This is a genomic window from Variovorax sp. YR216 (assembly GCF_900107745.1).
Classification (GTDB): Bacteria; Pseudomonadota; Gammaproteobacteria; order Burkholderiales; family Burkholderiaceae_C; genus Variovorax.
In genome coordinates, this window is the sequence record NZ_FNRO01000022.1 from 66,485 (window position 1) to 90,613 (window position 24,129).

The window sequence follows — 24,129 nt, forward strand, 5'->3', positions numbered from 1 at the left end:
CCTCATCCCATGCGCATCGAGCCCGCGAGCCATCTCCAGCCAGCCGGTACCGTCCTGCCACCCAACGAAACCTGCGAGGCGCTGGCGAGGCGCCTTTCGGCCGAGACGCAGGGCGAGGTGCTGTTCGACGACGCGTCGCGGGGCCGCTATGCGACCGACGCGTCGATCTACCAGATCATGCCGGTCGGCGTCCTGGTGCCGAAGACCGAGCGCGACATCGCGACCGCCATCGACGTGGCGCGCGACCTCAAGGTGCCGGTGCTGGCGCGCGGCGGCGGCACCAGCCAGTGCGGCCAGACCACGGGCGCGGCGCTGGTCATCGACAACAGCAAGCACTTCCGGCGCGTGCTGGACATGGACCTCGAACGCCGCACGGTCACGGTCGAGCCGGGCATCGTGCTCGATCACCTCAATGCGCAGCTCAAGTCGCACGGGCTCTGGTATCCGGTCGATGTGTCCACCAGCGCGCAGGCCACGCTCGGCGGCATGGCGGGCAACAACTCATGCGGCTCGCGCTCCATCGCGTACGGCAACATGGTGCACAACGTGGCCGGCGCAAGCGCGTGGCTGTCCGACGGCGAACTGGTCGACTTCGGACCGGTGTCGAATCTCGGCGCGCGGGCGAGCGACATCGCGCTGCACGTGCGGAACCTGGTGATGCAGCACCACAGCCAGATCCAGGCGAACTGGCCCAAGGTGCTGCGCCGCGTCGCGGGCTACAACCTCGACATCTTCGACAACCAGAGCGAGAAGCCGTACACGGCGGATGGCAGCGTGAACCTCGCGCACCTGCTGATCGGCGCGGAAGGCACGCTGGCCTACACCCGCAGCCTGACGCTCAAGCTCTCCGAACTGCCACGCGCGAAGGTGCTGGGCATCGTCAATTTCCCGACCTTCCATGCGGCCATGGATTCGGCGCAGCACATCGTGAAGCTCGGCCCCACCGCGGTGGAGCTGGTCGACCGCACGATGATCGAGCTGAGCCTCGCCAATCCGGCATTCAAGCCCACCGTCGAGACCGCGCTGATCGGCCGGCCTGCAGCGATCCTGCTGGTCGAGTTCTCGGGCAGCGACAAGGCATCGTTGCTGCCGAAGCTGAAGGATCTCGTCGACCTGATGGGCGAACTCGGCCTGCCGGGCAGCGTGGTCGAGATGCAGGGCGACGCACCGCAGAAGAACCTCTGGGAAGTGCGCAAGGCGGGCCTCAACATCATGATGAGCCTCAAGGGCGACGGCAAGCCGGTGAGCTTCATCGAGGACTGTGCGGTGCCGCTCGCGCATCTGGCGGAATACACCGACGGCCTTACCGAAGTGTTCGCCAGGCACGGCAGCCGCGGCACCTGGTACGCGCATGCGTCGGTGGGCACGCTGCATGTGCGGCCGATCCTGGACATGCGCACCGACGGCGCTGCCAAGATGCGGGCGATTGCCGAGGAGGCGAGCGCGCTGGTGCGCAAGTACAAGGGCGCCTTCAGCGGCGAGCATGGCGACGGCCTGTGCCGCGGCGAATGGATCGAGTGGCAGTTCGGGCCGGCGCTCAACGAAGCCTTCCGCTCCATCAAGCAGAAGCTCGACCCGATCAACCTCTTCAATCCCGGCAAGATCATCGATCCGCCGAAGATGGACGACAGCAGCCTGTTCCGCTTCGCGCCCGAGACCGCAACCAGGCCGTACAGGCGCATTCCGCTCACGCCCGTGCTCGACTGGTCCGCGTGGAACGTGCAGGCCGACCCGGTGACGGAAGTGACCACGGCGCCGGGCACCGGTGGCGACATCACCGGCGGCTTCGCCAAGGCCGTGGAGATGTGCAACAACAACGGCCACTGCCGCAAGTTCGACGCCGGCACCATGTGCCCGAGCTACCGCGTGACGCGCGACGAACAGCACCTGACGCGGGGCCGCGCCAACACGCTGCGCCTTGCGATCTCGGGTCAACTCGGCCCCGACGCTTTCACGAGCGAGGCCATGCACGAGACGATGGACCTGTGCGTCGGCTGCAAGGGCTGCAAGCGCGACTGCCCGACGGGCGTCGACATGGCGAAGATGAAGATCGAGTTCCTGTCGCACTACAAGAAGAAGCACGGGCACACGATCAAGGACAAGCTGATTGCCCGGCTGCCCGACTATGCGCATGCGGCCAGCCGTGTGCCGTGGCTGCTCAATCTGCGCAACACGGTGCCGGGTGCGCGCTGGCTCGGGGAGAAGATGCTGGGGCTTTCGGCGAAGCGCTCGCTGCCCGAGTGGCGCAGCGACACCTTCTGGCGCGCCGGCGATGCCTCGATGTTCGCGAGCCGCGAAGAGGCGATCACAGCGGCGCGAGAAGGGCGCAAGGTGGCGGTCCTCTTCGTCGACACCTTCAACGGCCACTTCGAGAGCGAGAACGCGCTGGCGGCCGCGCGCGTGCTCAAGGCAGCGGGCTACGTGCTGTACACGGTGCAGAAGGATGGCGGCCACCATTGCTGCGGCCGCACCTACCTCGCCAGTGGCATGGTGGACGAGGCCAAGGCCAAGGCGGGCGCTCTTATCGACGCGCTGCTGCCGCTGGCCGAGGCGGGCATCGCCGTCGTGGGGCTCGAGCCTTCATGCCTGCTGACGCTGCGCGACGAGACGCTGGTCATGGGATTCGGCGCAAAGGCGCAAACGGTTGCCGGCCAGGCGCTGTTGTTCGAGGAGTTCATCGCGCGCGAGGCGAAGGCCGGCCGCTTCCAGTTGGCGCTCAAGGCGGTCGACAAGCCGATCCTGCTGCACGGCCACTGCCACCAGAAGGCGTTCGGCGCGGTCAGTCCGATCCTCGATGTCCTGAAGCTGATCCCCGGCGCCAGGCCGGAACTGATTGAGAGCTCCTGTTGCGGCATGGCAGGCAGCTTCGGCTACGAGGCGTCTCACTACGAGGTCTCGATGCAGATGGCGGAAGCCAGCCTGCTGCCCGCGGTGCGCAAGAACCCCGAGGCCATCGTCGTGGCCGACGGCACGAGCTGCCGCCACCAGATCGCCGACGGCGCGCAGCGCGAGGCCATCCATGTCGCGCGGCTGCTCGCCGCGCAGCTCTAGAGAACCCGGAAGGCCCGGATGACCACCGCCGCGCGTTGCGGGCGCAGGCTGTTGAGGGTGCCGACATAGACGAAGTCGTTCAGCCACCCATAGCGGCCTTCGGGCGCGGTCAGTTCGATGTTCGAGAAGACGTACGCCGGCGCATCCTTGGGTCGACGCGAGAGCACGCGGTTGCGCACGGAAATGACCACGCCATCGTCCGTCTGCAGCTCGTAGATCGCATCGAGCGCGACCGAGCCGTCGCGGCGCACCAGCTGCCTGTCCGCGCCGCCGGGCACCACGATGCCGCGCAGGCCTGGTCCCTCGAAGGTCCCGCCGGTGATCGGGACCATGCGGCGTTCGCCAAATGGCGACATGCCCAGCTGCACCGTGGGTGCGAGATCGACGACCGACTCGTAGACGAACTCCGTCCTCGGCACGGTCATCGGGATGGTGCCGGTGGTGGCCGTTTCAGGAAGTGCAGGCGCGGGCGCATCCGCCGCGCGCGCTGCCGTGGCGCCAGCGGCTGCGGCCATACCCGCGAACAGAATGCGTCGACGCGAAGGGTTCCGGGCGGAAGAGGGCAGATCGATGGTGGGCGGCATGGTGGTTGTCTCCTTGAGGTTGTGGCGTCGATTATGGTTATAAAAAATAACCGAGCTCTCCTGTACACTGCTGCACCATGTCGTGTCATCCGCTTCAAACCGCCATCAGCGCCGCCCCCATGGGCCGCATGATGCCGTCCGCCTTCGCGCGGGCAGTGCGGGCAATGGATGCACCAATGATTACCACCATTACCACCGCGGCCACCTGAGCACGCGCAGGTGGCCGTTCCGGCAGCCACCTGGTGTCTCTCTTCTCCCCGAATGAATGAAACCCAGCTCTGGCAGCTGGGTTTTTTCGTTCATGTCCGGAGAAGTCCATGTATCGCGATCCCGTCCAGTCCCTCGAACCGCTGCACAGCAGCCACGCTTTCACCCGTCCCCTGCGCGTGGGCATGATCGGCATCGGCACCGTGGGCGCAGGCACGTTCCGCGTGCTCGCCCGCAACCAGGCCGACATCGCGGGCCGGGCGGGCCGGTCGATCGAGATGGTGATCGTGTCCGCCCGCAACCTTGCGCGGGCCGCCGGCATCGTGGGGGAGGGCATCGCGCTGACGGACGATCCACTGCGCGTGGCCACGCACCCCGACGTCGATGTGGTGGTGGAGGTGGCAGGGGGCACCGGACCGGCGCGCGACTGGGTGCTGGCCGCGATCGCCCACGGCAAGCACGTGGTCACGGCCAACAAGGCGCTGCTCGCGGTGCACGGCGCGGAAATCTTCGCTGCGGCACGGCATCACGGTGTGGCCGTGGCCTACGAAGGCGCGGTGGCGGTGAGCATCCCCATCATCAAGGCGCTGCGCGAAGGCCTCGCGGCCAACCGCATCGAGTGGGTGGCCGGCATCATCAACGGCACGACCAACTTCATCCTGAGCAAGATGCGTGACGAAGGCCTGGACTTCGCCGCCGCGCTCGCGCAGGCCCAGGCTCTCGGCTATGCGGAGGCTGACCCGACCTTCGACATCGAGGGCATCGACGCCGCGCACAAGCTCACGCTGCTGGCCGCGAATGCCTTCGGCATGCCCTTGCGCTTTGCCGATGCGCAGGTGACGGGCATCACCGAGCTGCAGGGGGTGGATGTGGCCTGCGCCGAAGAGCTGGGCTTTCGCATCAAGCTCCTGGGTGTGGCCCGCCGGAAGGAAGAGGGGGTCGAGCTGCGCGTGCAGCCCGCGCTGGTGCCCGCCGGGCACCTGATGGCCAACGTGAACGGATCGATGAACGCGGTGATGGTCAAGAGCGACGCCGCGGGGCTGACGATGTACTACGGGGCCGGCGCCGGCTCCGAGCAGACCGCCTCGGCGGTGATCGCCGATCTCGTGGACGTGGCGCGCCTCGATGGCACGCACGCGGCGCAACGCGTACCGCACCTGGGATTCCAGGCGCACGCGATGAACACCTTGCCGGTGCTGCCCGGCGCCGCCGTCGTCACGCCGCACTACATGCGGGTGCCCGTGCGATCCGCGGCGGATGTCGAAACGGTGGCGGCCTGGCTGGCCGTGCAGGAGCTGCCGGTGCGGCAGGTGGCGCTGGCGACCGAGCGGCCCGGCATCGGTGCCCAGGTCCTGGTGCTGACGGCGCCGCTCGCGCAGGGAACGCTCGATCTGGCGGCGCGCATGCTGCAGGCGCATTCCGTGGCGGCGGGCGCGGTGACGACGCTGCGGGTGGAGGAACTCGGCGGTTGATCAGGCGGCCGGGCGAACCGCCACCGCTTCGATTTCCACCTTCACCGGCGCGATCAGCCCGGCAATCACGGTCGATCGTGCCGGAGCGCTGTCCGGCGGAAAGCGCTCGGCGTAGGCCGCATTGAAGCCCGCGTAGTCCGATGCGTCGGTGAGCCACACGGTGGTCTTCACCACGTCGGCCAGCGTGCAGCCCGCGTCGGCGAGGATCGCGGCGATGCCATCCAGCGTGGCGTGCGTCTGGCCGGCGATGTCCGCGTGGCTCGGTCGGCCCGCGACCATGGGCACCTGGCCCGAGACGAACACCAGCCGGTCCCACGCCACGGCGGCCGAGATCGGCTGGCGCCGGCCGCTTCGCACCACGGCGCCGATCCGTTCGATGGGGGGTTGCACAGCGCCCATCAGTCCGCCTTGGCGCCGGAGCTCTTCACGATCGCCGACCACTTCTTCACCTCTGCGTCGAGGAAGCGCCGGAACGCGGCCGGCGTCGTGCCTTCGACGAGGAAACCGCGCGATGCGAAGTAGTCCTGGATGTCCGGCGCCTTGATGGCCTTGTTGACGTCGGAGCTGATCTTCTCGACCAGCTCCGGCGGCGTGGCTGCGGGCGCGAACAGGCCCTGCCAGGAGAGCGCCTCGAAGCCGGGGTAGCCGCTCTCGGCCACGGTCGGCACATGGGGCAGCAGGGGATGTCGCTGCCTGGACGTGACGGCCAGCGGCCGCAGCTTGCCGGCCTCCAGTTGCGGCATGACCACCAGCAGGTCGCCGAAGGTCGCATCGATCTGGCCGCCCATCAGGTCCGTCAGCATGCCGGCGCTCCCGCGGTAGGGGATGTGCACCATCGAGGTCTTCGTGGCCTGCTTGAACATCTCGCCGGTCAGGTGCATGGAGGTGCCGTTGCCCGCCGATCCATAGCTGATCGCGCCGGGCTTTGCTTTGGCGAGCGCGACGAATTCGGCCAGCGTGCTGGCCTTCACCGTCGGGTTCACTGTGACCACGAGCGGCGCACTGACGACCATGGAGACCGGCGAGAAATCCTTGATCACGTCATACGGCAGCTTGGGATACAGCGCCTGCGCAATCGCGTTGCTGCCGGTCACGCCCATCAGGAGCGTCGTGCCGTCGGGCGCGGATTTGGCGACGAAGTCCGCGCCGACCGTGCCACCTGCGCCCGCGCGGTTCTCTACGATCACGGGCTGGTTCCACGCGGCGGCGAGCTTCTCGCCGATGCGGCGCGCCAGCAGGTCGGTGCTGCCCCCGGGCGGAAACGACACCACGATGCGGACGGTCTTGGCGCCCTGGGCCCGCGCGGCCAGCGGAGCAAGCAGGGGCATGGCCATGACGGACGTGGCGCCGGCGGCGAGGCGGCGCAGCGACTGGCGCCGGGACAACAGGGACTTCATGGGGAACTCCAGGAAAAGATGGGAGGAACATCGCCGCCATGCACTGGATGTGCCGGGCTGGCCGTGATACGCGCACTGCGCGACGTCATGCGGATGTCTGCGTGGCCGCGGGCTGTCCCCAGCCGCCGCCACCCGCGGTCTCGATCACGAGCCGGTCGCCGGCGTGCCACTGCGCGCGCGCTTTCGCGGGCAGTGTCTCGACGCGGCCGTCGGCCCGTTCGATGCGTGCGGCGGCAGGGCTGCCCGGGAGGCCGCCTGCCGCGCCCTGGGGCACGACCCCATGGCGCTCGCCGCGATAGGAAATAGTGCCGCTGCCATGCAGAAGCCGGTAGATGCGTACCACGCCATCGCCGCCACGGTGACGGCCGGCGCCGCCCGAGCCGACACGCACGGCCACGCGCTCCATGCGCAGCGGCGCCTGGGCCTCGATGGATTCCGCGGGCGTGTTGCGCGCATTGCCCACATCCGTCGACACGCCCGAACCCCCGGGCCCCCAGGGCGCGCCGCCGGCGGCCGACGCGATGATCTCGGTCAGCAGCCAGGGCCGGCCGTCCATGCGGGTGCCGCCCAGCGAGAGCACCACCGTCTCGCCCGCGTTCGGTGCGGGCATCTGCTCGGGCAGCGCGCGCGACCAGGCACCCAGCAAGGCATTGGCTAGCAGCTTGACGAGGTTGGTGCGTGCGTTCACGGCGGCCGGAAAGGCGGGGTCCACGATGCTGCCATGCCGCGTATGCAGCGTCAGCGGCGCGAGGCTGCCGTCGTTGCACGCCGCTCGTGGCGCCAGCATGCGCGCGAAGTAGGCAACCGCCGCCTGCACGGCTCCACGCGAGGCATTGACCGGGCCCCGTGTCTGGTCGTCGCAGCCGGTCAGGTCCAGTTCCGCGCGATCGCCGCGCTTGCGGATGCAGACCGACACCCGCACCGGCGCGGCGCCGAGGCCATCGCCATCCAGCGCGTCTTCGAAGGCGTAGTCGCCGTCGGGCGCGGCGGCGAGGGCCGCGCGGGCGGCGGCCTCGGATGCCGCCAACGCGGCGACGCAGCGTCCGGCCACGTCATGCTCGGACTGCCACAGCGCGGCCAGCTCGGTGGCACCCTGCGCGAGCGATGCCCATTGCGCGGCCAGGTCGCCTTCCAGGTTGTCGGGCATGCGGCTGTTGGCGCGCAGCAGGCGCATCAGGGGCGCGTCGAGCACACCTGCGCGATACAGCGGAATGGGCGGAATGCGCAGCCCCTCCTGCTGGATGCTCGTCGCGTCGGTCGGCACCGAGCCCGGCGTGATGCCGCCGACGTCCTGATGGTGCAGGACACAGGCGACCAGCGCGACCACCATACCGCCCACGCAGACGGGCCGCACCAGCGTCAGATCCGGCAGGTGCGTGCCGCCGTGCCACGGGTCGTTCAGGAGATAGCCATCGCCATCGACCATGGTGCTGGCAGGAAACGCCCGCAGCAGGCCGGTGACCGCGGGCGACAGGCTGCCCAGGAGCAGTGGCAGCGTTCGCGCCTGCGCGACCAACCGGCCATCGGGCAGGAAGATCGCGGCGGCGCAATCCATCGCCTCGCGCACGACACTGGAGACGGCCTGCGCGACCAGGCACTGCTGCATGCGGTCGGCCAGTTGCTCGAGCTGCTGCGGAAGCGGGTCGGCTTGGGTGGGTGCATCGGCGATGTCCGGCGCGGGGACTCGCAGTCCCAGTGCCTCGACGGTCGCCAGCGTGCGCTCGTATTCGCCTTCCTGCGGCAGGACTTCGTGCGAGCACGCGATCCGCAAGCCGGGCCAGCGCTCGCGGATGCGCCGCGCCAGCGTCTGTTCGTGCAGCGGGTTCCGATGCGCGAACAGCAGGCTGATGGCCACCGCCTTCGGCGGATGCGGCAGCGCAGACAGCGCAGCCAGCACGCCGCCGATGTCCAACGCCTCGACCTCGACGCCCGCAGCGTCGATGCGCCCGCGTGCCTCGATGCGCCACGCGGGCGGCAGCCGCTCTGGCCAGGTCGAAGCCGGCACGTGCAGGGCGTACGGATCGGCGCGGTTCTGCCGCGCCAGCGTCAGCACGTCGGCGAAGCCTTGCGTGCAGATGAGGGCGATGTCGTGCATGGTGGTCAGAAACGATCGGGGCTGAAGGGCGCGAGGTCCACCTGCGTCGGCCGGCCCGCCACGAGATGCGCCACCTCGCGACCCGTGCTCGCACCCATGCACATGCCCATGTGGCCATGCCCGAAGGCCAGCCATGCGTTCTCCGTATTCCGCGCGCGGCCGATCACCGGGAGGCTGTCGGGCATGCAGGGCCGGTGGCCCATCCATTGCGTGGTCTCGCGCGTGTCGAGGTGCGGGAAGAGCTGCTGGCCCAGTCGCAGCAGGGCCTGTGCGCGTTCGAAGCGCGGCGGTGCCTTGAGGCCGGCGAACTCCACGGTGCCGGCCAGCCGCAGGCCCATCGCCATCGGATTGACCATCAGGTTGTTCTCGACCGCCATCACCGTGTGGCGCAGCTTCAGATTGGAGCTGTGCACTGTCACGTGGTACCCGCGTTGCGTTTCGAGCGGGACGCGCGAGCCCAGCTGCGCCGCCAGCCGGGCCGACCAGGCGCCGGCCGCCACCACCACGCCGTCCACCGGCGTGCACGCGCCGTCGCCGGTGCGCACGGCGGTGACCTGCCGGCCCTGGCGCTCGAAGCCGGTCGCGCTCTCGCGAACGAAGCGGGCGCCCTGCGCCATGCAATGCGCGTGCAGCGTCTTCACGAGCGCGGAGGGATCGAGCGTGGAGCCGTTTTCCGGCGCGAGGATGCCGAAGCGGAATCGCCCCTTGAGGTCGGGCTCGAGCGACTCCAGTTCCTCCTGCCCGACATCGACCATCTGCACCCCCAGCGAGCGGCGCAGGTTCATGCCCCACGCCCATTGCGACGCCTTTTCGCGCGACGAATAGACGTAGAGGCAGCCGGTGCGGCGCACCAGATGCTGCGCCTGGGCCGCCTGCAGCAACGGCGTGTAGCAGTCGAAGATGGGCTCGAGCAGCCGGCGCAGCGCCGTGGCGATCCGCGTCACCTCTTCGCGCGACGAATGGCGGAGCATGGCCAGCAGCCATGGCACCACCGCAGGCGCATAGCGCCAGCGAACGGTGAGCGGGCCCAGCGGATCCAGAAGCCAGTCGGGCACGCGCTTCCACATGCCCGGCATCCCCACCGGCAGGCAGGCACTGGGCGACAGGGAGCCGGCGTTGCCGAACGAACAGGCCTCGCCCGGCTCGCGGGGATCGATGAACGTGATCTGGTGACCGTCGCGCTGCAGCCAGGCGGCGGTGCAGGTGCCAACGATGCCAGTACCGATGACGGCGATGTGCATAGGGGACGCATTGTCTTGGTCGCCACCGCATCAAGCAAACGAATTCATTTGATGCCGGCATCAGATTTATTGATTCAGCCGCCGGTTGCGCGCGACAATGGTGCGCCCATGAGCATCACCCTTCGCCAGATGCGTGCGTTCTCGGTCGTCGCGCGCACCGCCAGCTTCACGATCGCCGCGCGCCAGCTCAACCTGACGCAGTCGGCCGTCAGCATGCTCGTGCAGCAGCTCGAGGACACCATGGGCCTGAAGCTGTTCGACCGCACGCGCAACGCCATCACGCTGACCGAGGCCGGTCGCCAGTTGCTGCCGCTCGCGCGGCGCATGCTCGACGACCTGCGGCAACTCGAGGAAGGCGCGAGCGACCTGAGGACCCTGCGCAGCGGCATGCTGCGCGTGGTGGCGCCGCAGCTGATGGCCTGCACCTGGGTGGCCGGCGTCGTGGGCCGGTTCGAGAAGGCCCACCCGACCGTCGGCCTGCGCCTGGTGGACGCCACGGCCGACGACATCGTGGGCAGCGTGCGGCGCGGCGATGCGGAGCTTGGCATCGGCCCCGAGCGCCCGACCGGCGATGACGTCACGCGCAGCTTTCTGATGAACGTGCCGATGCGGCTGGTGTGCGCCGCGTCGCATCCGCTGGCCGAGCGCCAGACCGTGTCATGGCAAGAGTTGCGCAACGAGCGCTGGGTGGTGTATTCGGGCGACTTCAGCCGCTATGTGGAGCAGCGGCTGCATGAGCACGACGCGTCGCTCTCGATGCAGACCGCGACCGAGGTCGGGTACCTGACGACCGCGCTGGCGTTGGTCGGCACCGGCATGGGCGTGGCGACGGTGCCCGACTATGCGCGCGGGTTCGCGGGCAATTTCGGCATCCGCTTCATCGCATTGCGTGCGCCGGCGCTGAACCGGGAGTTCTTCGTCTACCAGCGGCGTGGGCTGGCCTTGTCCCCGGCGGCCGAGGCGTTCGCGCAGATGCTACGGCGGGCCGGTACGCGACGCGGGGCGGCCGCGCAGGCTGCATAACCGATAGGAAGCGCAACATGCCTAGCTATTTCGCCTATGGGTCCAACATGTCGCATGACCAGATCAGCGCACGTTGTCCGTCCCAACGATTCATCTGCGTTGCCGAGTTGCCCGGCTACCAGTTGGCCTTCACCCGATACTCGCCAAAGCGCAGGTGCGGCGTCGCGGACATCGTCGTGGCGCCCGGGGAATCCGTGTGGGGCGCGCTGTTCGAAATGAGCGCGGAGGATCTGGCCGCGCTCGATCGGCACGAGGGCGCGCACTTGAGTCCGCCCGCCTACGTGCGAACCCAGGTGCGGGTTTCGACCCCCGATGGCGGCTCTCTTGAGGCAATCACCTATGAGGTTTTCGACAAGTCGCGTGTAGAACATGCGCCGAGCGCGCACTACCTGGGGCTCATCGTCGAAGGCGCTCGCAAATGGAACCTCCCGGATGACTATCAGGAGGCCCTGCGCAGGATCCATCCGACCCCAAAATTCGCGCCCTGAGGCCGGTCGCCTTTTCATCCGGATAAGAGCGCGGCCCTTGATCGGAGAAATCATGCCCATCACCGGTTCGACGCGTGTCTTCTACATCCTTGGCGATCCCGTGGCGCAAGTGCGCGCTCCGGAGGTCTACAACCAGCTCTTCCAGCAGCACGGCGTCGACGCCGTGCTGGTGCCGCTCAAGCTGCCGGCCGCGGCGCTCCCGGGCTTTCTCGCGCACGGCATGAGCGCCGAGAACGTCGGCGGCTTCTGGGCCACCATTCCGCACAAGCCCGCCCTGGCGGACATCCTCAAGCCCACCGACCCTGTCGCGGCGATTGCCGGCGCGGTCAATGCGGTGAAGCGGCATCCGGACGGGCGGCTGGAGGCGGCGCTTTTCGACGGCATCGGCTTCGTCAAGGGCCTCGACCATTTCGGCATCGACGTGAAGGGGCGGCGCGTGCTGGTGGTGGGCGCCGGCGGCGGCGGGCAAGCGGTGGCCGCCGCCGTTGCGCAGCGGGCGCCCGCGACGCTGGCCATCCACAACCGCTCGCCCGAGCGTGCGCAGAGCCTGGTGGAGCGCCTGCAGCCTTTGGCGGGCGGCGCAGCGGTCGTGGCCGGCAGCGCCGACCCGGCCGGCTTCGACCTTGTCGTCAACTGCACATCGCTGGGCCTCAAGCCGGACGATGCACTGCCTTTCGACCCGGCGCGGGTGGACGCGGACGCTGCGGTGCTCGACATCCTCATGACGCGCGAACCCACGCCTCTGCTGCGCGCGTGCCGTGCCCGCGGGCTGCGCGCCGAGGCCGGGTTCGAGATGCTGGTACAGCAGATTCCCGAATACCTGCGCTTCTTCGGCTTCGACATCATCAGCCAAAGCCTGCAATCGAATCTCGACGGCGTGCGCTCGATGCTCTATCCGAAGTGACGCGCGACCCCGGCCCTGACCCTTGCATGACAACAACCAGGAGACACCCATGCACAAGTACCTGCGCCTTCTGCTGGCCGCCGCCGGCCTGACCTTGACCACGGCTGCCGGCGCGCAGGCCCAGCCGATCAAGATCGCGGCCATCGTGGAGCTGTCCGGCGCGGGCGCCACCTCCGGCACCAACTTTAAGAACGGCATGGAGATGGCCGTGAAGGAGATCAATGCATCCGGCGGCATCCTGGGCCGCCAGCTGCAGACCACCGTGGCCGACACGCAAAGCAACCCGGGCGTTGCCAAGGGCCTGGCGACGAAGGTGGTGGATGACGGCGTGGTGGCGGTCTTCGGGCCCGTGTTCTCCGGCTCGATCCTGGTCAGCATGGCCGAGACCCGGCGCGCGGAGATTCCCAACTTCACGGGCGGAGAAGCCGCCGCCATCACCAAGCAGGGCAACCCGTACATCTTCCGCACCAGCTTCACGCAGGACACCGCGATGCCCAAGGTGGCGCGCTACATCGCCAACACGCTCAATGCCAGGAGCCTCGCCCTCATCTACGTCAACAACGACTTCGGCAAGGGCGGACGCGAGGCGCTGATGAAGGCGCTCGAGCCCCTGGGCGTGAAAGTGGTGGCGGACATCTCCACCGAGCAGAACCAGCTCGACTTCTCGGCGCCTGTGCTCAAGGCCAAGCAGAGCAATGCGGATGTGGTGTTCGTGTATTCCAACGAAGAGGAATCAGCGCGCGCGCTGCGCGAACTTCGCAAGCAGGGCGTTGCCAAGCCGATCGTTGGCGAGACGGTGCTCACCAGCCAGAAGGTGATCGAGCTGGCCGGCGAAGCAGCCAACGGCGCGGTGGCGCATGTGGGGCTGACGACCGATGCGCCCATCCCTGCCGTGCGCGCGTTCCGCGAGCGCTTCGAGCGCGAATACAAGTTCATCCCGGACCACAACGGCGTGAAGGGATACACGGCCGTGTTCATCTTCAAGGCGGCGGTGGAGAAAGCCGGCAAGGTGGACCCCAAGGCGATCGCGCAGACTCTGCACGGCCTGTCGATCAAGGCGGCGCAGAACCCGGGCGTGCTGATGGACGTGTCCTTCGATGCCAACGGCGACCTGGACCGCGAGAGCTTCATGACCGAAGTGCGCAACGGCAAGCAGGAAGTGAAGGAAGTCCTGCCGGCGCTGGGTACGAAGTAGATTCCAGAATGACCACAGGAAGCTCATCCATGGGGACCATTCTCGGAAGGCTCGCTGCAGCGGCTGTCAGCATCGTCATCAGTGCTTGTGCGGCGCCGACGCCGGCACCGCCGGAGCCCGCCACCTTGCGCCTCAGCGTGTTTCCGGGCGCGGTGAACATCCCGCTCATCATGGGCGTCGAGCAGGGCCTGTTCGCCAAACAGGGCCTGACCCTCGACATCAAGGCCACGCCGGACTCCGATTCGCTGCGCAACGGCCTGGCAAACGGCACGTTCGACATCGTGCATGCCACCGCCGACAACGCCATCGCCATGGTCGAGGCCGAGGGCCGGAACGCCGTGATCATCATGGGTGGCGACTACGGCCTGGTCGAGTTCATGGTGCGCAGTGACATCGCCAGCTTTTCGGACATCCGCGGCAAGGTGCTCGCCGTGGATGCACCCCACACCGCTTATGCATTGGTTGCAAAGAAGATCCTCAAGATCAACGGCCTCGTCGAAGGTCGCGACTACAAGGTGCAACTTGCCGGAGGCACGATGCAGCGAGCTCAGGCGATGATCGGCGATCCCCGGCTGGCGGCCGGCATGCTCAACGCGCCGTTCTCCATCAACGTCAAGCAGCAGGGCCTGAAGTCCATGGGCGAGGCGCGCAATTTCATCGGGCCCTATCAGGCCACCAGCGGCTTTGCCATGCGCGAATGGGCCAAGGCGCATCCTGAATTGGTGGAGCGCTATATCACCGCCTACATCGAATCCGTGCGCTGGGTGATGGACCCGGCGCACAAGGATGCGGTCACGGCGGCGCTCGCCAAGAACTTCAATCTCGATCCCGCGGTATCGCAGCAAACGTATGCCATGCTGATGACGCCCGGGTTTGGCCTTGCGCCAGACGCCAGGGTCGATGTGCAGGGCCTGCAGACGGTGCTGGCGCTGCGTGCCGAAATGGAAGGGCAGTGGGGCGGCAGGCCGCCCGCGGCTGAAAGGTACCTGGACCCGGCGTACTACGAACGTGCCATCCGTGGAGTTCGTTAGCCCGCGGCAGCGAGCTGCTTGAGCACCTGAAGGAATGCGTCGGCCGCTGGCGAAAGCGATCGCTCTCGCCGGAAATGCACACCGATCACCCGTTCGATGGTCGGCCGGATGAGCCGCTGCGTCACCAGCTTGATCTCGTGCGCCACGATCGATGGCGGCACCACGACCACGCCGAGGCCGTTCGCGGCCAGCGCGACGGCGGTCGCGAGCAGGGAGACCTCATGCGCGACCTTGAGCTCGACCCCGGCGTCCCGCGCGGCGGCCTCGATGCGGCCCCGGATGCCGTAGCCCGAACGCACGGTCACCAAGGGAAGCGCGCTCAGCTGCTTCCATGTCATCGGGACACCGCCGGGGAACGCGGGCGAGGGGAGGGCCGCCGCCACCAGAGTCTCGCGGATCAGAACCTCCTCGCGCAGACCGGGTTCGGCGCCCTCGAGCGTGCCGACGCCGAAGTCCGCCTGGTTGGCTTCGATCGCGCCGACGAATTCGGCTGGCCCGACCTCCTCGATCTCGAGGCTCACGCCGGGGTGCTTGTCCAAAAACTTGCGCATCGCCGGCGGCAGCATGGCCTGCGCGACCGCTGCAGTGGCCACCACGCGAACTCTGCCGGCGTGCAGGCCGGCCAGTTCGCTCATCGACGTCGACAGGCCTTCCATTTCCGCGAGGGCCCTCTGCGCATACCCGATCGCGCGTGTCGCGGCATCCGTGCGATGGATCGCCCGGGTGTGGCGATCGAACAGGCTGACGCCGAGCTTGGTCTCCAGCTCGCGCAGCAGCATGGTGACCGCGGGTTGCGTGAGGGAGAGCTCCTGCGCGGCGGCAGAAACGCTTCCGGTGTGATAGACGGCCACGAAGGCGCGAAGCTGTCGGACGGAGGGGAGGGAGGATAAGGGTTGCTTATGAATCGCCATGCAAGGATTCATTTCTCAAACGTACACCCTTGAACTCTAATCAAAGACATTCCCTCTGAACACCAACCTGCAGACTCAGGCGCCGAGCGCCGGACTGCACCGGAGACATTCGATGAACAGACGCAAAGCGATCATTCGGCTCGCAGGCACCGCGGCCGCCGCCACGGCTGCGGCCAACGTATGGGCACAGGGCGACAAGCCCATCACGCTCGTGGTGCCCTATGCACCGGGCGGCACGACCGACCTGCTCGGACGCATCCTGGCCAAGGAGATGGCGCCCCTGCTGGGCACCAACATCATCGTGGACAACAAACCGGGCGCGGGCAGCGGCCTGGGTGCGGCCTATGCCGCACACGCGCCGGCCGATGGCCGCACGCTGCTGGTGGCGACGAGCACCACGCTGGCGATCAATCCATGGCTCTACAAGCGCCTCGGCTACGACCCGATCAAGGATTTCGCGCCCATCGGCATGATCGGCTCGGTGCCGCTGGTCGCCGTCGTGAATGCGTCGGTACCGGCGAAATCGATCGGGGAACTCATCGCCTTGTCGAAGGCCAAGGCGGGCAAGCTCAGCTACGGCTCGGCCGGCAGCGGCAGTCCGCAGCATCTCGCCGTCGAGATGTTCAAGGCGGCCACCGGCGCCGACCTGACCCACGTTCCCTATCGCGGCAGCGCGCTCGCGATGACCGACCTGCTCGGCGGCCAGATCCAGTTGATGTTCAGCGACATCCCGCCGGCGCTTGCCCATGTGCGCGGTGGGCGCCTGCGGGCGTTGGGCGTCACGTCGTCCAAGCGGCAGGTCGCCATGCCCGAGGTTCCGACGATTGCCGAATCCGGCGCGCCCGGCACCAAGGACTTCCAGGCCGTCGCATGGCAAAGCCTCGTCGCACCGGCGGGGACACCGCCGGAGCTGATCGCAAAGTACGCGGCCGCCCTCGAGAAGGTCATGAAGCAGCCGGAGATCCAGGAGCGGCTGGCCGCCGATGGTGTCGAGGCTGCAACGATGCCACCGCAGCAACTCGCGGCCTACATCAAGTCGGAAACCGCGCGCTGGGGCGCGGTCGTGAAGGCATCCGGCGCGACGATGGACTGAGCCTTACAGCGCGGCGAGAAACCTGTCGATCTCCGCCGGCGTGCCGATGCTGACGCGAACCCAGTCCGCCAGGCCGTAGGACGTCACCGGGCGCACGATGAGGCCGTGCTTCTCCAGCTTGCTGGCGAACGCGGCCCCGCCGTCCACAGCGGCCAACACGAAGTTGGTGTGCGACTCGACGCATCGATAGCCCTTCTCACTCAGGCCGCTAGTGAGCGCCTTCCGGCCCTCGTTGGTCATCGCGACCGTCCGTTCGATGAATTCGACGTCCTCGAGCGCCGCGATCGCAGCGACCTGCGCGGCGTCGGAGATCGTGAACGGAGAGCGAACCCTGCGCATCACGTCCGCGAGGCCCGATTGAGCGATCCCATATCCGATGCGCAATCCCGCAAGGCCATACGCCTTGGAAAACGTCCGCGTGACCACGAGATTGGGATGCTCGCGCACCCAGGCGATCGAATCGCCGCGCAGCGCCGCCGGCATGAATTCGAAGTACGCCTCGTCGAGCAGCACGACGACATGCGCGGGCACGCGCTCCAGGAATGCCTTCAGTGCACCAGGCTCGACGACCGTACCGGTCGGGTTCCCGGGGTTGGCGATGTAGACGAGCGCGGTCGACGGCTGGATCGCGTCGGCGAGACCGTCCAGGTCGACGCTGAAATCGGGCGACGGCACGACCATCGAACTCGCACCGAGCTTCTGTGCGGCATTCACAAAGGCCTGAAAGGAGTACTGCGAGTAGACCGTCGAGCGGCCCGGCTGCAGCAGCGTGGAGACTAGGTTGCCGAGGACGCTTTCGGAACCCGCGCCCACCACGATCCAGTCACGCGGGACACCATGGAATTCAGCAATCGCGTCGGAAAGCGCGGCGCAGTCGCTGTCCGGATAGCGCGAGAGATCGATGGCCGCGCGCGACAGCGCATCCAGCGCCTTGGGGCTGGCGCCAAGCGGGTTTTCGTTCGAGGCGAGCTTGACGATGCGATCCTGGGCGATGCCCGAGCGGGCGGCGACCGCGGAAATCGGAAGACCCGGGACATAAGGCTTGAGCGCGGCAACGTGCGCGGGATAGGAGATCAGTGAATTCATCGTCCAATGGTCTTTCAGATCGGCACGCGTGGCCAGCGCATCTCGCGCTTCGCGATCACCTTTGGTGATCAGGCACCAACACACCTACCATTGCGTCATGCGACTGCAGCAACTTCGAGATCTTCTGGCCGTGGTGTCCCACGGCGGCTACCGAGCCGCAGCGCGCGCGCTCGACGTTTCGCAGGCAGGGCTGACCAAGAGCCTCGCGAAACTGGAGGAGGAGCACGACATCGTGCTGATCGAGCGCACCTCGCAAGGCATTGCGCTGACTGCGGCGGGCGAGGAGTTCGTCTCCTACGCCCGCGCCGTGCTCCAGGAAGCGGATCGGGCCGAGGCGTGGCTCAACCGCGCGCGGCGGCCGGCGCCCAAGCAGGTCAAGGTGGGTGCTTCCGTCGAGCCGTCGCTCAGGCTCGTGCCTTCGGTGCTGAAGGATTTCCGCAATGCGTACCCGAAGACGACGATCCACCTGACGCAGCGCTCGTCGAACGAGCTTGTGGCAGCCGTGCTCGACAACCGGCTGGATTTCGCGGTGATGAGGCTCCCGCAGGACATGGTGTCGGATGACCTGAATGTCCAGCCGCTTTACTCGACCAGCGCGGCCATCATGGCGCGTCGCGGGCATCCCTTGAGCGGCGCGACGAGCGTCAGCGAACTGGTGGATTCGCACTGGATCGTCGTGGGCGATCCATCGCGGCCCGGGCATCAGGACGAGAGCATCCAGGAACTCTTCCTGCAGCATCGGCTGGGCCGGCCCCGATTCGCCGCGGTCTCCGATTCCGTGTTCGGCGCGATTTCGATGCTGCTCGAATCAGACTGCGTCGCACGCTTGCCCGCGCAGTTGCTGCGGCATCCGCTCACGGTGGGCAACCTGATCGAGATCGCGGTGCGCGAGCAGGCAGATCTCGCGTACCAGGTCGGCATCGTGTCGAAGGCCGCCCGTCGGCTCAGCCCGGAAGCCGCGCAGCTCGTCGCGATGCTGCGTTCCTACGCTCGCCTGACGGGTGTCCTCAATCTGGATGGTGTCAGTCGGGCTTGAAGCCCGAGTCCCTCACCACAGGCGCCCACTGCTGAAGCTCAGCGGCCTGCAGGCGGGTGAAGTCGGCCGAGTTGAGGTAGGCGGTCTGAAGAACCAGCTTGTTCAGCTTTTCCTTCACCTCGGGGTTGGCAATGGCCTTCGCCATCGCCTGGTCGATCTGGTCGACCACGGCGGCAGGCGTCTTCGCAGGCAGGAATGCGCCGAACCAGCCTTCGACCGGTGCCATCTTGATGCCCTGCTCGGCAAGCGTCGGAATATCAGGTGCCAGCGAATAGCGCTTGTCGCTGAAGATCCCGACCACGCGGATCTTGCCGCCGCGCTGGTGTTCGATCTGGTCGACGAGTGCGTCGATCGCCACCGGCAGATGGCCGCCGATCAGATCGGTGACCAGAGGTGCACCGCCCTTGTAAGCGATGTGAGTCCACTCGATGCCCGTCGTCTTGCCGAATTCCAGCCCGGCGAAGTGCGCGAGGCCGCCGGCGCCCGAGGTCCCGTAGTTCGCGTCCTTCGAGCCCTTCATCCCTGCGACGAGTTCGGGCACTGTCTTGAACTTGCTCGTGGCAGGCACTGCGAGGCCCATCGGAAAGCTCGCGAGGCGCGACAAGGGAATGAAGTCTTCCGTCACCTTGTAGTCGAGTTGCCCCGCATACACGAGCGACTGGATGGTGGTCAGCGCATTGGGCGCGATGAGGATCACGCTGCCGTCGGCGGGCGAGCGCTTGAGTTGCGAGGCGGCGATGCGTCCGCCGGCGCCCGGCCTGTTGTCGACGACCACGGTGGTCTTGAGCTGTTCCTGCATTGGCTGTGCGATCAGTCGCGCCAGCGTGTCGGCGCTCCCGCCCGGCGGGTATGGAACGACGAGCTTGATCACCGGCGGAAGCGTCTGGGCATGCGACGCGCCAGCCAGGGCGACGAGGGACAGACCACAAGCAAGCAGAGTGCGCCGAGCGAAGTTGGACATGAGAAATTTCTGTGAGTTGAACCAACGCGATGCTGTCGGCAAGCGGCGCAATCGCCTAGCCGATATCTCGAATCGCGATTCCCTTTGGTGATCGGATTTGCGCTTCACTGGCATCGCCTACTTCTGCGGCTGCTTGGGCAGGCTCGCGATCACGGTCGCCCAGCGCTTGGACTCCGCGCTGATGAACGTCGCGAACGGCTTGGGGCCGAGGTAAGCCGGCTCCGCCGAGAGATTGAGGATCTGCGCCTGCACGTCGGGCTTCTCCAGCACGGTCTGGATGCCGTTGGCGAGCTTCTCGCTGACGTCGGCCTGCACGCCCTTCGGCGCGAACATCCCCATCCAGGCTGGCGCTGCGTAGCCGGGAACGGCGTCGGCAATGCTCGGGATGTCCGGTGCAAGCTTCGAACGGTTCAGTGTCGTGACGCCCAGTGCCTTCACGGTGCCCGCCTTCAGATGCCCGGCGACGGAGGTGAGGTCCACCATGGCGACAGGCACCTGTCCGCCAATGACATCGGTCACCGCCGGCGCGCTGCCGCGGTAGGGAATCGCCGGCAACCGGGTCTTCGTGGTGCTCGCGAGCAGTTCGGCGGAAAGGTGATGCGCGGTGTACTGGCCCGCGTTGCCCGTGGGCACTTCGGTCGTCTTCGCCGCCTTCAGCAATGACTGCAGGCTGTCGTAGCCCGAATTGGCGCCCGAGACGAGCACCAGTGGGATGTCGGCCAGCTTCGCCAGCGGCTGGAGCTGCTTGTCCGGATTCAGCGGCGGTGCATCGGGCAGGTGAGGACCGATGGCGATCGCGCCCGTCGCACCCATGCCGATGGTGTAGCCGTCCGGCTTGGCGTTTGCCACCAGGATGAGACCGGTCGCACCGCCGCCGCCGGGCCTGTTGTCGACGATGACCGTTTGGCCCAGCACCTGCCCGAGCTCGCGTGCCACGACCCGCGCGATGCCGTCGGCCGATCCGCCGGCCGCGAAGGGCGCGATGATCGTGACCGGCCTGGAAGGGAAGGCCTGCGCATGCGCGCCGAGGGCCGTTGTGGCCAGGCCGATCGCACACAGGAGTTTTCGGGCAAGGGAAGGGGGCACGGTTGTCTCCGTTGATTTTTGGAAGTGGGTCGAGCGGTCAGAACGTGATGCCGGCGCGCCTGAGCATCGTGTCGAAGATGACGCGGTGGACGTCGCCTTTGCCTGCGACGCGGGTCTCGGGCACGGTGCGCAGGATCGATTCCGGGATGGCGCGGTTCGGCCCGCTGCCGGCATCGGATGCCAACTGGATCTCGCAGGCGCGCTGCAGGACCCACAGCCGGTTGAAGGTGGTCGGGATGTCCGGGCCAACCACCAGCAGGCCGTGGTTGCGCAGGATCAGGTGGTTGCGCTTGCCCAGCGACTTCACGAGGCGGGGTTGCTCATCGAGATTGGTCGTCACGCCTTCGTAGTCGTGGTAGGCGACATCGTCGTACAGCATGGCGCTGTAGAAGTTGTCGTGTCGCAGCCCCGATTCCTTGGAAGCGACCGCGCAGCCCGCCGTGGTGTGCACATGCATGATGCAGTGCGCATCGTCGCGCGCCGCGTGGATAGCGCTGTGGATGACGAAGCCCGCGCGATTCACCTGGCCGGTGCTTCCTCCGCGCGGCGCGCCGTCGATGTCGATGCGCACGAGGTTGTCGGGCGTGACTTCGGCATAGTGCAGGCCGAAGGGATTGATCAGGTACTCGGGCTTCTCGCCTTCCGGCGTGGGCACGCGCACCGTGATGTGGTTGAAGATCAATTCCGTCCAGCCGAGCCAGTCGAACAACCGGTAGCAGGCGGCGAGGTCTTTGCGGATCTTTGCTTCTGGTTCCATCGTGATCTTTCGTGGTGACTACGGCTTGAGTCCGCCGAGGCAGACGTACTTGGTGTCCATGTATTCGTCGAGCCCGTACTTCGAGCCCTCGCGACCCATGCCCGATTGCTTCACGCCGCCGAAGGGCGCCACGGCGGTGCTGATCAGGCCGGTGTTCACGCCGACCATGCCGGCCTCGATCGCATCCGCCACACGCCAGACGCGCGCGAGGTCGCGCGAGAAGAAATACGAAGCGAGGCCGAACTCGCTGCTGTTGGCGATCGCGATTGCATCTTCTTCCGTCTCGAAGCGGACCAGCGGCGCGACCGGGCCGAAGATTTCCTCGTTGACGACGCGGGCGCCTGGGGGCACGTTCGTGAGCACCGTCGGTTCGTAGAAGGTGCCGCCGAGCGCATGGCGCCGTCCGCCGATCGCCACCTTGGCGCCCGACTGCACTGCGTCTGCCACGAGTTCTTCCACCTTCGCAAGCGATGGTGGATCGATGAGCGGCCCCTGTTGCACGCCGGCTTCGACGCCATTGCCGACGCGAAGCCTGGAGACAGCGGCGGCGAGCATGTCCGCGAAGCGGTCATAGATGCCCGATTGCACGAGGAAGCGGTTCGCGCACACGCAGGTCTGGCCGCTGTTGCGGTACTTGGAGGCGATCGCGCCTTCGACCGCCGCTTCGAGGTCCGCGTCGTCGAAGACGATGAAAGGCGCGTTGCCGCCGAGTTCGAGCGACAGGCGCTTGAGCGTCGGTGCGCATTGCGCAGCCAGCGTGCGGCCGACTTCGGTGGAGCCGGTGAAGCTGAGCTTGCGAACGAGCGGGCTGCTCGACAGCGCGCCACCGATCTCGCCTGCGCTGCCCGTCACGACGCTCAGCACGCCTGCCGGCACGCCGGCCCGCGAGGCCAGTTCTGCCAGCGCGAGCGCTGACAGCGGCGTCTGCGAAGCGGGCTTGACGATGATCGTGCAGCCCGCCGCGAGGGCCGGTGCAACCTTTCGCGTGATCATCGCGGCCGGGAAGTTCCACGGCGTGACGGCAGCGCACACGCCAACGGGTTCCTTCCTGACCACGATGTCGCGGTCCGACCAGGGCGACGGAATCAGGTCGCCGTAGCTGCGGCGGGCTTCCTCCGCGAACCACTCGACGTAGGCGGCGGCGTAGGCGATCTCTCCCTTGGCTTCTGCAAGTGGCTTGCCCTGTTCGAGCGTCATGATGAGCGCGAGGTCGTCCTGGTGCTCGTTCATCAGGTCGAACCAGCGGCGCAGGATGCGCGCGCGGTGCTCGGCCGTCGTCGCGCGCCAGGGCTTGAAGGCGCGGTCGGCGGCCTCGATGGCGCGCTGGGTTTCGGCTGCGCCCGCCTTGGGCACCGTGCCGACTTCATCGCCGGTGGCCGGGTTGCGCACGCTGATGGTGAGGCCGCTGTATGCGTTGCACCACTCGCCGTCGATATACATCGCGGAGCGCAGGAGGGAAGGGTCCTTGAGTTGAATCATCGATAGGGTTCCTCAGACAAAGCGAAACTGGAAGCGGCCGAGTTGCCCGTAGTCCGCGTCGAACACGTCGCCTTTCTTCGCCGCCACCGGACGGGTGAACGAGCCGGCGAGCACGATCTCGCCGGCCTCCAGGCATTCACCCCACGGGGCGAGCTTCATCGCGAGCCATGCAACGCCAACGGCGGGATCGCCCTGTACGCCGGCTGCGAGGCCGGTCTCCTCGACCGCGCCGTTCTGCCGGAGGATCGCGCCGCACCAGGGCAGGTCGAGCTCGCGCGGATGCATCCTGCGACCGCCAAGGACGATGCCGGCGTTGGCCGCGTTGTCGCTGATGGTGTCGAAGACCTTTCGCATCACCTTCGTGTGGCGGTCGAACTGCTCGATGCGCGAGTCGATGATCTCGATGGCCGGCGTGACGTACTCGGTTGCGTCGATCACATCCTGCGTCGAGATCTGCGCTCCCTCCAGCTTCCTCTTGAGCACGAAGGCGAGCTCGACCTCGACACGGGGCGCGATGAAGCGCGAAACGGGAATGTCGCCCGGCTCGAACAGCATGTCGTCGAGCAGCGTGCCGTAGTCGGGCTCGTCGATCTGGCTCGCCATCTGCATGGCGCGGGAGGTGAGTCCGATCTTGTGGCCGATGGTCTGGCGGCCCTCGGCCAGCTTCATCTGCGCCCAAGCGCGAGAGACGGCATAACCGTCCTCGATCGTCATGCCCGGGAAGCGCTTGGAGAAGTGCTCGATCTGCACCCGGCTCTTCTCGCTCTCGTGGAGTTCGCGCGCAAGCTGCGCGATCTGTTCTGTCGTGAAAGTCATTGGATTCGCGGTGAAGCCTCAGAGACGTGAAACAGCCTGGAAGCCCTCGGCGCTGGACGCCTGGGCCTTCGGGATGGCGCGGCCATCCTGCGGCGTGACCGGGAAGATCGCGTTGATCTGGCCGGTGCCCGAGGAGCCGAAGTAGGGCGTCACCACTTCCGCCTTGCCGTCGTAGGCCGACCAGCCCAGCGCGCCGAGGATCATCGCGGTGTCGTG

At 67.5% G+C, this 24,129-nt stretch carries 21 protein-coding genes and 1 pseudogene; 9 read left to right on the top strand and 13 right to left on the bottom strand.

The window, feature by feature from the left end; genetic code table 11:
• Positions 1-9: 9 nt before the first annotated feature.
• Positions 10-3,051 (top strand): FAD-binding and (Fe-S)-binding domain-containing protein, encoded by a 3,042-nt coding sequence (locus BLW05_RS31535; protein WP_093168134.1) that lies wholly within the window; start codon positions 10-12, stop codon positions 3,049-3,051.
• On the opposite strand, the gene BLW05_RS31540 is transcribed toward BLW05_RS31535, so the two are convergent.
• Complete coding sequence (locus BLW05_RS31540; protein WP_093168136.1) at positions 3,048-3,635, bottom strand: DUF3237 domain-containing protein; 588 nt, start codon at positions 3,633-3,635, stop codon at positions 3,048-3,050. The genes BLW05_RS31535 and BLW05_RS31540 overlap by 4 nt on opposite strands.
• Positions 3,636-3,952: 317 nt before the next feature.
• Between BLW05_RS31540 and BLW05_RS31545 the strand changes: the two genes are divergently transcribed.
• A complete protein-coding gene (locus BLW05_RS31545) occupies positions 3,953-5,314 on the top strand; it encodes a homoserine dehydrogenase (RefSeq protein ID WP_093168138.1) in 1,362 nt (453 codons plus the stop codon).
• On the opposite strand, the gene BLW05_RS31550 is transcribed toward BLW05_RS31545, so the two are convergent.
• The 4 genes from BLW05_RS31550 to BLW05_RS31565 all read right to left on the bottom strand — a co-directional run bounded on the left by BLW05_RS31550 (position 5,315) and on the right by BLW05_RS31565 (position 10,047).
• Positions 5,315-5,713 (bottom strand): RidA family protein, encoded by a 399-nt coding sequence (locus BLW05_RS31550; protein WP_093168140.1) that lies wholly within the window; start codon positions 5,711-5,713, stop codon positions 5,315-5,317. It abuts the gene before it with no gap.
• Complete coding sequence (locus tag BLW05_RS31555) at positions 5,713-6,711, bottom strand: Bug family tripartite tricarboxylate transporter substrate binding protein (RefSeq protein ID WP_093168142.1); 999 nt, start codon at positions 6,709-6,711, stop codon at positions 5,713-5,715. Before BLW05_RS31555 ends, BLW05_RS31550 begins: the two co-directional genes overlap by 1 nt.
• 85 nt (positions 6,712-6,796) lie before the next feature.
• Positions 6,797-8,806, bottom strand: coding sequence for a hydantoinase B/oxoprolinase family protein (locus tag BLW05_RS31560; protein WP_093168144.1), 2,010 nt, complete (start codon positions 8,804-8,806; stop codon positions 6,797-6,799).
• A gap of 5 nt (positions 8,807-8,811) precedes the next feature.
• Positions 8,812-10,047: an NAD(P)/FAD-dependent oxidoreductase gene (locus BLW05_RS31565; RefSeq protein ID WP_093168146.1), complete on the bottom strand. Its 1,236-nt coding sequence runs from the start codon at positions 10,045-10,047 to the stop codon at positions 8,812-8,814.
• A gap of 108 nt (positions 10,048-10,155) precedes the next feature.
• Here BLW05_RS31565 and BLW05_RS31570 point away from each other — a divergent pair, with 108 nt between their 5' ends.
• From BLW05_RS31570 to BLW05_RS31590, 5 genes are read left to right on the top strand one after another with little or no spacing between them, the layout of a single operon-like run.
• Positions 10,156-11,070: a LysR family transcriptional regulator gene (locus BLW05_RS31570; RefSeq protein ID WP_093168185.1), complete on the top strand. Its 915-nt coding sequence runs from the start codon at positions 10,156-10,158 to the stop codon at positions 11,068-11,070.
• 17 nt (positions 11,071-11,087) lie between these two features.
• A complete protein-coding gene (locus tag BLW05_RS31575; protein ID WP_093168148.1) occupies positions 11,088-11,558 on the top strand; it encodes a gamma-glutamylcyclotransferase family protein in 471 nt (156 codons plus the stop codon).
• Between the two features lie 52 nt (positions 11,559-11,610).
• Positions 11,611-12,462, top strand: coding sequence for a shikimate dehydrogenase family protein (locus BLW05_RS31580; protein ID WP_093168187.1), 852 nt, complete (start codon positions 11,611-11,613; stop codon positions 12,460-12,462).
• Between the two features lie 49 nt (positions 12,463-12,511).
• Positions 12,512-13,657 (top strand): ABC transporter substrate-binding protein, encoded by a 1,146-nt coding sequence (locus BLW05_RS31585; protein ID WP_093168150.1) that lies wholly within the window; start codon positions 12,512-12,514, stop codon positions 13,655-13,657.
• Between the two features lie 29 nt (positions 13,658-13,686).
• Positions 13,687-14,688, top strand: coding sequence for an ABC transporter substrate-binding protein (locus BLW05_RS31590; protein WP_177142892.1), 1,002 nt, complete (start codon positions 13,687-13,689; stop codon positions 14,686-14,688).
• Here the strand turns inward: BLW05_RS31590 and BLW05_RS31595 are convergent.
• The gene (locus tag BLW05_RS31595; RefSeq protein ID WP_371126996.1) at positions 14,685-15,611 is read right to left on the bottom strand and encodes a LysR family transcriptional regulator; all 927 of its coding nucleotides are present in this window, start codon (positions 15,609-15,611) and stop codon (positions 14,685-14,687) included. The two genes, BLW05_RS31590 and BLW05_RS31595, sit on opposite strands and share 4 nt — an antisense overlap.
• Positions 15,612-15,711: 100 nt before the next feature.
• Between BLW05_RS31595 and BLW05_RS31600 the strand changes: the two genes are divergently transcribed.
• Positions 15,712-16,692, top strand: coding sequence for a Bug family tripartite tricarboxylate transporter substrate binding protein (locus tag BLW05_RS31600; protein WP_093168156.1), 981 nt, complete (start codon positions 15,712-15,714; stop codon positions 16,690-16,692).
• Between the two features lie 3 nt (positions 16,693-16,695).
• Here the strand turns inward: BLW05_RS31600 and hisC are convergent, their stop codons facing one another.
• A complete protein-coding gene (gene hisC, locus BLW05_RS31605) occupies positions 16,696-17,778 on the bottom strand; it encodes a histidinol-phosphate transaminase (RefSeq protein ID WP_093168189.1) in 1,083 nt (360 codons plus the stop codon).
• Positions 17,779-17,875: 97 nt separating this feature from the next.
• Between hisC and BLW05_RS31610 the strand changes: the two genes are divergently transcribed.
• Positions 17,876-18,814 (top strand): LysR family transcriptional regulator, encoded by a 939-nt coding sequence (locus BLW05_RS31610; protein ID WP_093168158.1) that lies wholly within the window; start codon positions 17,876-17,878, stop codon positions 18,812-18,814.
• Here BLW05_RS31610 and BLW05_RS31615 read toward each other — a convergent pair.
• From BLW05_RS31615 to BLW05_RS31640, 6 genes and pseudogenes are all read right to left on the bottom strand, one after another.
• Positions 18,801-19,775, bottom strand: a complete 975-nt coding sequence (locus tag BLW05_RS31615; protein WP_177142893.1) for a Bug family tripartite tricarboxylate transporter substrate binding protein — start codon at positions 19,773-19,775, stop codon at positions 18,801-18,803. The two genes, BLW05_RS31610 and BLW05_RS31615, sit on opposite strands and share 14 nt — an antisense overlap.
• Before the next feature lie 117 nt (positions 19,776-19,892).
• Positions 19,893-20,861, bottom strand: a complete 969-nt coding sequence (locus BLW05_RS31620) for a Bug family tripartite tricarboxylate transporter substrate binding protein (RefSeq protein WP_093168162.1) — start codon at positions 20,859-20,861, stop codon at positions 19,893-19,895.
• 37 nt (positions 20,862-20,898) lie between these two features.
• Entirely contained in the window at positions 20,899-21,618 is a 720-nt protein-coding gene (locus tag BLW05_RS31625) for a class II aldolase/adducin family protein (protein WP_093168164.1), read from the bottom strand.
• Positions 21,619-21,636: 18 nt separating this feature from the next.
• A complete protein-coding gene (locus BLW05_RS31630) occupies positions 21,637-23,097 on the bottom strand; it encodes an NAD-dependent succinate-semialdehyde dehydrogenase (RefSeq protein WP_093168166.1) in 1,461 nt (486 codons plus the stop codon).
• Positions 23,098-23,109: 12 nt separating this feature from the next.
• A complete protein-coding gene (gene hpaH / locus BLW05_RS31635; protein ID WP_093168168.1) occupies positions 23,110-23,913 on the bottom strand; it encodes a 2-oxo-hept-4-ene-1,7-dioate hydratase in 804 nt (267 codons plus the stop codon).
• An 18-nt stretch (positions 23,914-23,931) separates the two neighbouring features.
• A pseudogene (locus tag BLW05_RS31640) lies at positions 23,932-24,129 on the bottom strand (3,4-dihydroxyphenylacetate 2,3-dioxygenase); the annotation flags it as partial.